This window comes from Caballeronia udeis (genome assembly GCF_044909315.1).
Classification (GTDB): Bacteria; Pseudomonadota; Gammaproteobacteria; order Burkholderiales; family Burkholderiaceae; genus Caballeronia; species Caballeronia udeis_A.
Genome location: NZ_JBIYEB010000021.1, coordinates 84,782 through 96,481 on the forward strand (window position 1 = coordinate 84,782; position 11,700 = coordinate 96,481).

Genomic DNA, 11,700 nt, shown 5'->3' on the forward strand with positions numbered 1-11,700 from the left:
GCGTTGCGCGGATTCGCGAGAGGACTAGTTGTCCACGCCGACAATCACGCTCGACGCCTTGAAGATTGCCGTTGCCGCTTTCCCGCTGGCGAGCGCGAGCCGTTGGGCGCTTTCGTTCGTGACAATAGCGGCAATCTGCGCGCCGCCCTCGACCGTAATAACGACTTCGCTGTTGACCGCGCCCGGGGTCATGGCCGACACCGTGCCGGCAAAACGATTCCTGGCCGATACCTGGCTATCCGCTACATCGACCATCACGATCACAGACGACGCCTTGACCAGCGCGAACGCGGGCTTTCCGGCGGCCAGCCCGAGCGATGCCGCGCTGCCATGCGTGATCACCGCGACGATCTCGAGGCCGTCATTGGCGCGCAGCAGGATCTCGTCATTAACCGCGCCGTGCTTGAGCTCAATCACTTCACCGACAAATTGATTTCGGGCGCTTGTTCGCATGTTCATCTCCGGTTGCGGCGTCCTTCGAAGACGTGGATCACCTGGATCCGAGGACGCACGTTTTGCTGGGTTACCTGGGTGGCAGGCAGGCCACAAGTGTAACCGCACCACGCCGCCCGCTTGGGACAAATAGCCACGCGAAACATGTCGATGGCGTTAGCGAACAAGTTGAGTCTGAGCGTAATATAGCGCCCTTTATTACGCACTTTATCAATGTGGAGAATCAGATGATCCGTAAGGTGATGGTGTCGGTTGCTGTCATGGCTGGTGCGCTCTTGAGCCATGCCGCCGTGGCGGATGAAAACGCCGTAAACGTGTTGTATGCCGGGTCGCTCGTCAATTTGATGGAGCGCAGTGTCGGCCCCGCTTTCGAGAAGGAAACCGGCCTGCATTTCCAGGGCTACGCGGCGGGTTCGAACAAGATCGCCAACGAGATCAAGGGCAAGCTGCGTCGCGGTGACGTGTTCATTAGCGCGAGCCCGAAGGTAAATACGAGCTTGATGGGTGCAGCCAACGGTGACCATGTCGCGTGGTACGTCACGTTCGCCGAATCGCCGCTGATGATCGGTTATAACCCGCGCAGCAAATTCGCCGCCGACTTCAAGACAAAACGCTGGGACAAGGTGCTGCAGGAACCGGGTATTCGCATTGGCCGGACCGATCCCAAGCTGGACCCGAAAGGCGCATTCACGGTCGAGATGGTGACGAAGGCCGCCACTCTTTATAACCAGCCGGATCTGGTGGAGAAGACGCTGGGCGACGCCGAGAATCCCGATCAGGTCCTGCCTGAAGAAACACTGGTTGGACGTTTGCAATCCGGGCAGCTGGACGCCGGTTTCTTCTATTCAACGGAGACCTCGGACCTGAAGATTCCGTCCATTCGTCCCGCGCCCGAATTGCAAGCCAAGGCAAGCTACACGCTGACCATTCTTGGCGATGCCCCGAACTCCGCGGGCGCCACGCGCTTTGTCGATTTCCTGCTGAGCGAGAAGGGCCGCGAACTGCTCAAGGAACACGGTGTCGATGTGATCAAACCCGCGATCACCGGTAACACCCAGGCCATGCCGCCATCCGCTCAGGCCGTGATCGACGCGACTCGATGAAACGCACCGCCGCGCGACCGCTGCTGTGGCTTGCCGCCCTGCTCGCAGTCTATTTGTGCGCGCCCTTCCTTGCGAGTATCCCGCAAGTGGGCGCGGCGGACTGGCATGGGGTCGACTGGACCAGCACGCTGTCGGCCGTGGCTGTATCGGCGGGCAGCGCGAGTGTCGCGGCATTTGTCATCCTGTTGGGCGGCGTACCGCTGGGCTATCTGCTCGCCCGGTCGAATTCGCGCAAAGCGGCGCTGCTCGGTTTTGTCGTCCAATTGCCGCTGGCCTTGCCGCCACTCACCAGCGGTGTGCTGCTGCTGTTTCTTCTCGGCCCCTATAGCTGGGTCGGACAACTGACGGGTGGCGCACTGACCGACTCGTTCGCCGGCATCGTGCTGGCTGAAACGTTTGTCGCCGCGCCGTTCCTGATCATTGCTGCGCGCTCCGCGTTCGCGGCCGTCGACCCCGTGTTCGAGGACGTGGCCGCCACGCTGGGTCATCGTGCCGGCAGCCGCTTCTTTCGCGTCACCCTGCCCGTTGCATGGCCGGCAATCAGCGCCGGACTGGCGCTGGCGTGGCTGCGCGCATTCGGTGAATTCGGCGCGACCGTGATGGTCGCTTATCACCCGTATTCGTTGCCTGTTTATACCTATGTCGTGTTCGGTGGCCAGGGCTTGCCGGCCATGATGCCCTTGCTGCTGCCTACGCTTGCCATCGCGGTCGCGTGTGCCGCGCTGTCCATCTACAGCCGCAAAGGCCGTGTTTCGTTGGGCGCGGAACTCGTCAATGGTGATGAGGCCGACGACAGCACGCCCGCACATCGGTTGGTGGATGAGGATGACCGGCGCCTGAGCATCGTGTTGAAAAAGCGTCTTGGCAGCTTCGATCTCGACATTGAATGGGCGCCGCGAACCCGGCGTCTTGCGATCATCGGCACGTCGGGGTCGGGCAAGTCGCTGACGCTGCGCCTGATCGCGGGGCTGGAAGCCGGCGAGACAGCTAGCGTGACACTGGGTGGAGAACAGCTCCATGCCCTGCCGCCCGAGGAGCGCAGGATCGGTTATATGCCGCAGGACTACGGTCTTTTCCCGCATATGACGGTCGCGCAACAACTGGCGTTTCCGCTAAGCGCGGATGCTGCGAGCGCGCGGCAATGGGTTGATCAACTGGGTCTTTCAACGCTGCTTGGCCGCTTGCCGCGTGAGCTTTCATTCGGTCAGCGCCAGCGGGTGGCACTGGCTCGCGCACTCACGCAGCATAGCCAGTTGCTGCTCTTCGACGAACCGTTCGCCGCGCTCGATACCCCTCGCCGCCGCCGTCTGCAGCAGTCATTGCGCGCATTGCAGCGAGAGATATCGGCGGTCACGGTGATCGTCACGCATGATCCCGATGAAGCCGCGCTGCTCGCCGACGAAGCATTGCTGATCGAACATGGCCGCATGCTTCAGGCGGGACCGGTGAGCGAGGTCTTCGAACGTCCCGCTTCAATGCGCGTGGCGGAATTGCTTGGGCTTCACAACGTGGGGCAAGGCCGCTTGATTGAAGCAGACAGGGTGGAACTGGGCAGCGAATTGCGCCTGAACATCGCACGCAACCCCGCACTCCCCGTTGGACAAACCGTGATGTGGCGGCTGCCTGCGCTCGCCATCACACCGTCTGATGAAGGTCCGTTCGAGGGTACGGTCGAGGGTATCGAGGTACGGCGCGGAGAGCGGTATGCAAAGCTGAAAATACGCGGCGTGGCCTTCGATATCCCCAGCGACGACACCCGCCTGAAGACCGGTACATCACACCGGTTTTCGGTGGATATCGACAAATTAACTATCTGGTCCATTTGAAGAGACCACCGAAAGAACCCACGGCTTGTTCTGCTTCACGGCTCCACGCACGCATCAAGCCGTGGCTTCCTCTTGCATGCGCGCTTCCTCGGCTATGTCACCGTAAAGATGCAGCAGCCTGTAGCCGCTCTTGTACACGGGCTGCAAGCGGAAGTGATTGACCGGCTCGATTGTCAGTGCAAGCCTCAGGCGCGAAACATGGCTGTCGATGGTCCGGGTGGACTCGCGAAACTCGCGTCCCCAGACCATGGCGAAAATATGATCGCGTGACAACACGCGTCCAATGTTCGAGAAAAACAGCAACGCCAGCCGGAATTGCGTGCCGCTCAGCTGCACGGGCCGCCCGCGTACCGTGACGCTCTGCTGGCGCGAATCGAAGCGATACGGACCCAGCTCCGTCACAGCGGCGGTTTTCGCCGGATAGGCGCGCCGCAACAGCGTTGTCACGCGTGCACCGAACTCGGCGGAACGCACGGGCAGCGTGACGTAGTCGTCGGCACCCGCACTCAGTGCACGCACCACGTTGCTCTCTCCGCCATCCACCGAAGCGAACATCACGGGCACGCGCTCGCCGATGCCCGAGCGCATCGACTTCAGCAGGTTGAGCCCGGACAAGCCGGTGGAATGCCAGTCGAGGATCAGCATGTCCACCGTGGAGCGGGAGAGCGATTTCGACATCGACAAACCATCGCCGAACGGAATGCATTCATGGTTGAGCCGTTCAATGATTCCGCCGATAACGAAGCGGTGCTGGGGATCGGACTGAAGAACTGCGATGCGCATGATGACGGGACCGGTGGCCTGTAAACGGCGGCTTCGGGACGTCCTTGGAAGACGTCATTGAAGGCGCCCAAGAAGGTCTCATGACGCTCCACGAGACCGCTTTCAACGCGCGAATTCTGAAGAGCGGTACCGGGTTGATCCATCGGAAAACTCTTAATTGCGTCCGCGGGGCTGTAACAAATGCTTTCAATATGTCTCGCGAAGTCTCAGCTTGTGCCGACACGTGGCGGGGCCGGATCGTTTGAACAAGCGGTGTCCGGACGTCGGCCGATGACATTGGCGCGGGCGCGCACGGCCGCAAAGTGCAGTACATCCATATTTCAGGAATCACGGAAACGTTGAAGGTTTCGGGTCGATAAGCTGGTCTTCATGAACTCGAACCTTATCTCCTCACGCGCCGGACTGAGCACACGCCAGGCGCTGATCGTCACCACGGCCAGCATGGGTTTCGTGGTCTCTCAACTCGATGTCACCATCGTCAATGTGGCGCTCGCGAGCATCGGCCGCGACCTGCACGCGAGCGTGGCGGGCCTGCAGTGGACCGTCGACGCCTACGCGCTCGCGTTCGCCGCGCTGATGCTCTCGGCGGGCGTGCTCGGCGACCGCTTTGGCGCGCGGCGTTTGTTCGTTGCGGGCCTGATGGTGTTCGGGCTGGCTTCGGCCGCTTGCGGCTTTGCCATGGATGCGGGCCAACTCGTCGCCGCGCGGGCATTGCAGGGCATAGGCGCGGCTGCCATGCTGCCCAACTCGCTGGTGCTGCTCAACCAGGCCTGCGGCCACGACGACGGCTTGCGGGCCCGCGCAGTGGGCTTGTGGACGGCAGCAGGTGCGGTATCGATTGCTGCGGGGCCGATCGTAGGCGGCCTGCTGATCGCGGCGTTGGGCTGGCGCAGCATTTTCTGGGTCAACGTGCCGCTGTGCGTGGCGGGCATCGTGGCGACCTATGTATGGATCGCCGATAAGAAACCGGAGCAGAACGCACGCGGTATCGACTTGCCCGGGCAGGTGCTTGCGACCATCGCGTTGACCGCCTTCGTGGGCGCGATGATCGAACTCCGGCCGCTGGGCCTGACCCATCCGCTAGTGATCGGAGGCATTGCCGTGGCGCTTCTCGCCGCCATCGGGCTCGTGCTGGTCGAGCGGCGTGCGGCATCGCCCATGCTGCCGCCTGCGCTGTTTCGCGACGGCACGTTCAGTTCGGCCACCGTGTTCGGCATCTGCGTGAACCTCACGTATTACGGCATGGTGTTCGTGCTCAGCTTGTACTTGCAGCGCGTGCTCGGCCATACGCCGCTGGAAGCGGGGCTCGCGTTCCTGCCCCTCACCGGGGGGTTCCTGTTGTCGAATCTTGCCAGCGGCCCAGTGGTCGCGCGCTACGGCTCGCGCTTGCCGATGATCGTTGGTGCTTTGATCGATGCAACCGGTTTTGCCGCGCTCCTGTTCGTCAATGCATCCACACCGGTGCGGGCATTGCTGCTGCCTTTCCTGCTGATTCCCACAGGCATGGGTCTGGCCGTTCCCGCGATGACAACCGCCGTATTGGGCACGGTCTCGCCTGACCGGGCAGGCACGGCGTCGGCGGTGCTGAACACCGCGCGGCAAGCGGCCGGCGCGATTGGCGTCGCCGCGTTCGGCGCGCTGGCCAGTCACGCGGCCCTGGGGGAAAGCGCGCAGATCGTGATGGGCGTAAGGGCGTCGGCGGGGGTATCGGTGGCGCTGCTGTTGTTCGCTGCATTCATGGCGCGGCGAGTGGTTGAAAGCAAGCGCGCAAAGGGTGCTAAAGCACCCGAGGCGATATTGGTCAAATGCAGCAGGGGGACGCAGCACTGAGTCCCGCTGAAGGCATCAACCTGTGCGGGAACGCGCGTTGCGTACGCAATGACACGCACTTCTTGTGTAACGCGCGGTCCGCAGGCCGCAAATGAGGAGCTGGACATGTCCACCCCGCCGCCCGACCCGACATACTTACCGATTGAACCCGATCCCGACGAACTGCTGGACCCCGATGCACCCCCGCCCCCGGACGATCCCGACTCGCCCGACGGTCCGGATTCCTCAACGCCTCTGGTGCCTGCTGATCCGAACAACGGCACACCGCGTCTTTGATGCCGGCATCACGGATCAGCAGAAAAAATGCCCGCCTGTTTTAGAAGGCGGGCATTTTTTCTGAGCAGCGTGATGCGCGTCAAAGGCTCGTTGTCAGGATTTCGCCCGTTGCGAGCGCCCGTTCAATCAGGCCTTCCTGCTGGGCCTTGCGCACGGCTTCGGCAACAAACGTCTCCGGCGCTTCGACCTCGGCCTTGATCGCGCCGATGATCCCCGACGCCTCGACAATCACCAGCGATTTCGCCGAATCCGCCCGGCTGATTATGACGCGCTGCGGACTACCGCCGTCTGCGATGCTTGCGCAGAACTGAACCGACTGGCCGTCAATGGTTTGCTCGAAAGTTTGAATCATCGCTAGGGTTCGCCTGTAGTAAATGGAGGTCAGGCCAAGGCACGCATAAAACATTCCGCACCCTGTCCGCCCTTGTTACCTGTTGAACATCCCGCGCGACACAGGTTCAAATTTTGCAAGCGTGGAACCCGTGGTTCAGAACCGGTAAGTCACGCCCAGCTGCACTACCGGGTACCAGCGATACTTCTCCACTTGATTGGTGATGTTCTGCTGCTCCTGGTCGATATTCGCCTGCGTCGTCAACTGGCTGTAGACCGCGGGCACGAAATACGAAACGTGGGGACGGCCATATGCCACGCCGAGGTCGCACATGAAGCCAAATCCCTTCGACACCGGCTTGTGGCCATAACCGACGCCAAGATACGGCATCACGCCCGGAAAGCGCGCAGTGGCTGATGGCGCGGCGCCAATGGCGGGCACGTAATCATTGCCGATCTTGTAGTTGCCGTCGGCGTTGGGCACCGCATGCGCGGTGATTTCGTCGCCGTTGAACAACGCGCCGCCCGTCACGCGAAATCCGCTGCTGGAAAACGGGAACAGGTCAAGGTAGAGCCCTCCCTGCTTCAGGCTCAGGTGGCCCTCGTATTGGCCGCCGCTGACGTTGAACGAATGCGACAGGCCAAAGCCCTCCACATCCGCGTGCACGCCCGCCCACGAGTTGAAGGGATACGCCGCACCTATACCCGCACCCAGCGTGCCGCCCAGTACATAAACTTCCTGCGCGTGGACAACGCCCATTGCGAGCGTCGCGATCGTTGCGGCGGTTGCCGCCCTCAAGACAGTGTTCACTGCACCCTCTCCGTAATGTGCCGGGCCCTTTCCCGTGGCGAGACTTTACGGTTTCACCAATCGATTCAATAAAGCGAACAGTGACTGTTTTCGAGTTCAATTCGCCAATCGGCGGAAGCGAAGAGAAACCAATGAATCGAGGCGCATCAGGTCATTTTTTCGCTCAATCCTCTGAAGATTCAATAACAAAGTTGTTTTGAACCCTCGCGCCGCGCGGCTTATCGACGATCCGGAGAAAAGATACCTTCGTGCCACCCTAAATCTGCGGGTCTGATTGCCGTTAAAGTCTTGGACAGCTTCATTCAAAGGAAGCACTGAAGAAATCAAGCGGAGAGAGCATGTTCGTCGTTATTGGCTGGGTCGTGGTCATCGGGTCGGTGATCGGAAGTTTTTTGGGTGTAGGCGGCCATCTGCTGGCGCTGTTCCAGCCCTTCGAACTGCTGTGCATCTTCGGCGCGGCAATCGGTGCGTTCGTCGTATCCAATCCGCTCACGACGCTGAAGAAAACCATCGAGGTCCTCCCGAGCGCATTCAAGGCCAGCAAGTACTCGAAGGAAAAGTATGTGCAACTCATCGCGCTGCTTTACGAGCTACTTCAGAAGGCGCGCAAGGAAGGCATGATGGCGCTCGAAGCGGATGTGGAAGCGCCCGAGAGCAGCGCGACGTTCAAGAAGTACGAACACGTGCTGTACGATCATCATCTGCTGGAATTTATTGTCGACTACTTGCGCATGATGTCGAGCGGCAACATCAACGCGCTCGAGATGCAGGACCTGATGGACGAAGAACTCGAGACGCATCACGCGGAAACATCGCTGGTGGCCGGTGCAATCCAGAAGATGGCCGACGGCCTGCCCGCGTTCGGTATTGTCGCGGCCGTGATGGGTGTCGTGCATACCATGGGCTCGGTGGGCGCCGCGCCCGCGATACTCGGCGAGATGATCGCAGGCGCACTGGTCGGCACGTTCCTCGGCATCCTGCTCTCGTATGGTTTCTTTGGACCGCTCGCCGACCTGCTGACTGCGAAAGGACAGGCTGAATCCAAGCCGTTCCAGTGCGTGAAGTCCGTACTGCTCGCGTCGATGAACGGCTATGCACCGGCTATTGCTGTCGAGTTCGGACGCAAGGTGCTGTTCACCGCCGATCGTCCGACCTTCAAGGAGCTCGACGACGCCGTCCGCGCCACCAAGCAACCGAAGCCGGCGTGACGGGCCGCTCGCAACCGGCCCTGATCATGCGTCTCATGTATCTCGCGCACCTCAAGCGACACATCACCAGGAGTTTCGCTCATGGCTGACAACTCCTCTCGCGACCCCATACAGTCCGTCCTGTCGCCAACCGTCGTCGTGCGGCGCAGGAAAAAATCCGGACACGGCGGCCATCACGGCGGCGCATGGAAGATTGCCTACGCGGATTTCGTGACGGCCATGATGGCGTTCTTCCTGCTGATGTGGCTGCTCGGCTCGACCTCCAAATACGACAAGCAGGGTATTGAAGACTATTTCAACACCCCGCTCGCGACGGTCTTCGGCGGCAAGGACGGCAGCGGCGCCGCACGCACGAGCGTGATTGAAGGCGGTGGCCGCGACCTCTCCAGCTCCCGTCCGGGCGAGGCCACCAAGAGCCAGCCCAAGCCATTGCCGAAGACACCCGTGCGCGCTGCCACGACTGCGCAAGACGACTCGCAGCGCCTGCAGCAACTCAAGCAGAAGCTCAGCGCGTTGATCGACCACACGCCCGCACTGGCTGCGTACAAGGATCAGATCCGGATCGATATCACGAGTGAAGGATTGCGCATCGAGATCGTGGATTCACTCAAGCGGCCGATGTTCCCGTCTGGCAGTGCGAAGCTGGAAGCGTATGTGGTGACCATCCTCTCGCAGATCGGCGCCTCGCTCAATGACGTGGACAATCGTGTGTCGATTGCCGGGCACACGGACGCGGTGCCATACTCGGGCGGTGAGGCCGGTTATTCGAACTGGGAGTTGTCGAGCGAACGCGCGAACGCCGCGCGCCGCGCGTTGATTGCAGGCGGCATGAACGAAGGCAAGGTCCTGCAAGTGCGCGGACTCGCCGATGTATTGCCGCTCAACAAGGCTGTCGCCGATGAACCGACCAACCGGCGCATCAGCATCCTTGTATTGAACAAGGCTGCCGAACAGGCGTTCTTCGCGGACGGCGGGCGCACCGCCGTCGACGAGTCGCAACCGGCAAGCTCGGTGATCCCGGCGGCCGTCGCGTCTCAGGCCGTCGGGTCTCAGGCCGCAAGCGTTGCCATTCCCGTGGCAGCGCTGGCGCAACCGGCGAAGCCGAATGCCGCCAAACCAAGCGCCGTGCCGTCCTCAAAAAGCTAGCACGCTGCAGTGGGCGGCGGCGATCCGCCAGCCGCTTTCCGTCTCCACCCACATGCGCGTATAGCGAAGGTTGGCCGAGAGCGGCATGCCGCCGAACTGTCCGCTCAGCGCCGCATGCGTAAGCGTCACCGCGCTCTTGTCGTACACGCGCACTGTCTGTTCCTTGATCTCCAGCCGTTCGATCCGCTGTATCCCGTAGCGATGCGCGTTCAGGTCGTCGGCCTTGCTCCACACCTTGCCTGTTACATCGACGAACGTCAGGTCGTCGGCAAGCAGCGTGTCAAGAACCTCCACATCGGATGCCAGCATGGCCTCCCTCAACTGCACTTCCAGCTCCGCTATCACGCTCTCGGTCATGGCTTCGTCCCTAGCTTGAAGATGAGCCGCCAGCATAGCGCAGCGGCTCGCGAAAACGCCCGCCGGGGGCTCGGGCAGATCCCTGTTCACGCCCGCCGGCGAGCCCGTTTGCATGGGTCAATTCCGCTTCTTGTTCAGTGCCCGGTTAGTGCTCACTAACCGCTCGCGATGCTTACAGGAAGTATTTTTTATGTAGCCGTCGCTTAAAAACAACTGTCATATACCTTACATACGCTTTCGATAAAGTCCGCCCGTCGCGAGCTACAGACCGTCAGAGTCCGATGCCGCGCATCACTTGCTCGCAGCGCTTATTTGCATGACTTACTCACACCCACGCTTAGGGAGAACGTTTTGAACCGTCAAACACTGCTCGCCACTGCTGCAATGGCGGCATTCGCCGCATCGGCTACTTCCGCTCAAGCTCAAAGCAGCGTTACCCTCTACGGCCTCATTGACGCCGGTATCAGCTATGTCAACCACAGCGCCGTCGGCACGACCGGCAGCGGCAAGAACTTCAAGTACGACGACGGCGTGGCGCAAGGCAGCCGTTGGGGCCTGCGCGGCGCAGAAGACCTGGGCGGCGGCCTGAAGGCGATCTTCACGTTGGAGAGCGGCTTCAACAGCGGCAACGGCACGCTCGGCCAGGGCGGTGCGGAATTTGGCCGGCAAGCGTACGTGGGGATTTCGAAGTCCGACGTCGGCTCGGTGACCCTCGGCCGGCAATACACGTTCTCGACCGACTACCTCGGCGGTTCGTATTCCATCGGCGGTCAGACGGTTGCCGGCAACTACGCGTACCACATCAACGACGTCGACCAGCTCACGTCAAGCCGTATCAACAACTCGATCAAGTTCAGCAGCGCCAACTTCCACGGCGTGACGTTTGGCGGCTTGTACGGCTTCTCGAACCAGGCCGGCGCGTTCTCGGGTTCGCCCACCACCACGACCGCAGGCGTAACCACACAAGGTTCATCGCGCGCTTACAGCTTCGGCGTGAACTACGCCGGCGGCCCGTTCGGCATTGGCGCGGCTTACACGGACATCCACTACCCGGGCTCGTCCACGCCGGCGTTCACCACGAATATCGCGAACGTATCGACGGGCGGCTCGAAGGACCTGCGCACGTTCGGCGTTGGCGCCAGCTACAAGTTTGCGGCCGCCACGGTGTTCGGCCTCTGGACCAACACGCGCTTCGAGTCCATCACGGGCGCAACGTCGAAGTTCAACGCGTATGAAATCGGCGGCAAGTATGCGTTCACGCCGGCTCTTACCGGCGGCCTCGGCTACACGTACATGAAGCTGACCGATGCAGCACAAGGCAAGTGGCAACAGGTCGACGCGAGCGTGGACTATGCGCTGAGCAAGCGTACCGACGTCTACGTGCTGGGGATCTATCAACACGCGTCGGGTTCGAACGGCGGCACTCCGGTGCAGGCGGAGATCGGTTCGAGCACGAGCTACTTCGGAACGTCGTCGGGCAAGGGTACGAACGAGCAGATCGCTGCGCGCGTGGGTATTCGCCACAAGTTCTAAAGCAGGCTTCAGCTGTTGAAACGGGCCACCGGGTAGTTGATTCC

At 61.5% G+C, this 11,700-nt stretch carries 12 protein-coding genes; 7 read left to right on the top strand and 5 right to left on the bottom strand.

All coding sequences use genetic code 11. From position 1 onward, the window contains the following. Positions 1 to 24: 24 nt before the first annotated feature. A complete protein-coding gene (locus tag ABH944_RS29080) occupies positions 25 to 453 on the bottom strand; it encodes a TOBE domain-containing protein (protein ID WP_404610714.1) in 429 nt (142 codons plus the stop codon). 227 nt (positions 454 to 680) lie between these two features. Here ABH944_RS29080 and ABH944_RS29085 point away from each other — a divergent pair, with 227 nt between their 5' ends. Both ABH944_RS29085 and ABH944_RS29090 read left to right on the top strand, forming a co-directional pair. After that, positions 681 to 1,556 carry an extracellular solute-binding protein gene (locus ABH944_RS29085; RefSeq protein WP_404610715.1) on the top strand — a complete coding sequence of 292 codons (876 nt, stop codon included), beginning with the start codon at positions 681 to 683 and terminating at the stop codon, positions 1,554 to 1,556. Beyond that, the gene (locus tag ABH944_RS29090; RefSeq protein WP_404610716.1) at positions 1,553 to 3,382 is read left to right on the top strand and encodes an ABC transporter ATP-binding protein/permease; all 1,830 of its coding nucleotides are present in this window, start codon (positions 1,553 to 1,555) and stop codon (positions 3,380 to 3,382) included. The genes ABH944_RS29085 and ABH944_RS29090 overlap by 4 nt, the downstream gene beginning before the upstream one ends. Positions 3,383 to 3,436: 54 nt before the next feature. Here the strand turns inward: ABH944_RS29090 and ABH944_RS29095 are convergent, their stop codons facing one another. Then, the gene (locus ABH944_RS29095; protein WP_404610717.1) at positions 3,437 to 4,165 is read right to left on the bottom strand and encodes a response regulator transcription factor; all 729 of its coding nucleotides are present in this window, start codon (positions 4,163 to 4,165) and stop codon (positions 3,437 to 3,439) included. 369 nt (positions 4,166 to 4,534) lie between these two features. Between ABH944_RS29095 and ABH944_RS29100 the strand changes: the two genes are divergently transcribed. Together ABH944_RS29100 and ABH944_RS29105 are read left to right on the top strand one after the other, a co-directional pair. Continuing rightward, entirely contained in the window at positions 4,535 to 5,995 is a 1,461-nt protein-coding gene (locus ABH944_RS29100; RefSeq protein ID WP_404610718.1) for an MFS transporter, read from the top strand. A gap of 105 nt (positions 5,996 to 6,100) precedes the next feature. Continuing rightward, positions 6,101 to 6,271, top strand: coding sequence for a hypothetical protein (locus ABH944_RS29105; RefSeq protein ID WP_404610720.1), 171 nt, complete (start codon positions 6,101 to 6,103; stop codon positions 6,269 to 6,271). Positions 6,272 to 6,350: 79 nt separating this feature from the next. On the opposite strand, the gene ABH944_RS29110 is transcribed toward ABH944_RS29105, so the two are convergent. Together ABH944_RS29110 and ABH944_RS29115 are read right to left on the bottom strand one after the other, a co-directional pair. After that, positions 6,351 to 6,623 (bottom strand): hypothetical protein, encoded by a 273-nt coding sequence (locus ABH944_RS29110; protein WP_404610721.1) that lies wholly within the window; start codon positions 6,621 to 6,623, stop codon positions 6,351 to 6,353. A 135-nt stretch (positions 6,624 to 6,758) separates the two neighbouring features. Further along, positions 6,759 to 7,412: a hypothetical protein gene (locus ABH944_RS29115; protein WP_404610722.1), complete on the bottom strand. Its 654-nt coding sequence runs from the start codon at positions 7,410 to 7,412 to the stop codon at positions 6,759 to 6,761. A gap of 338 nt (positions 7,413 to 7,750) precedes the next feature. Here ABH944_RS29115 and motA point away from each other — a divergent pair, with 338 nt between their 5' ends. Both motA and motB read left to right on the top strand, forming a co-directional pair. After that, on the top strand, positions 7,751 to 8,620 hold the full coding sequence (gene motA, locus ABH944_RS29120; RefSeq protein ID WP_404610723.1) for a flagellar motor stator protein MotA: 870 nt from the start codon (positions 7,751 to 7,753) through the stop codon (positions 8,618 to 8,620). A gap of 81 nt (positions 8,621 to 8,701) precedes the next feature. Next, entirely contained in the window at positions 8,702 to 9,766 is a 1,065-nt protein-coding gene (gene motB / locus ABH944_RS29125; RefSeq protein ID WP_404610724.1) for a flagellar motor protein MotB, read from the top strand. Here motB and ABH944_RS29130 read toward each other — a convergent pair. Then, positions 9,755 to 10,237, bottom strand: coding sequence for a nuclear transport factor 2 family protein (locus tag ABH944_RS29130; protein ID WP_404610725.1), 483 nt, complete (start codon positions 10,235 to 10,237; stop codon positions 9,755 to 9,757). The genes motB and ABH944_RS29130 overlap by 12 nt on opposite strands. Before the next feature lie 237 nt (positions 10,238 to 10,474). Here ABH944_RS29130 and ABH944_RS29135 point away from each other — a divergent pair, with 237 nt between their 5' ends. Further along, positions 10,475 to 11,656, top strand: a complete 1,182-nt coding sequence (locus tag ABH944_RS29135) for a porin (RefSeq protein WP_404610726.1) — start codon at positions 10,475 to 10,477, stop codon at positions 11,654 to 11,656. Positions 11,657 to 11,700 lie beyond the last annotated feature (44 nt).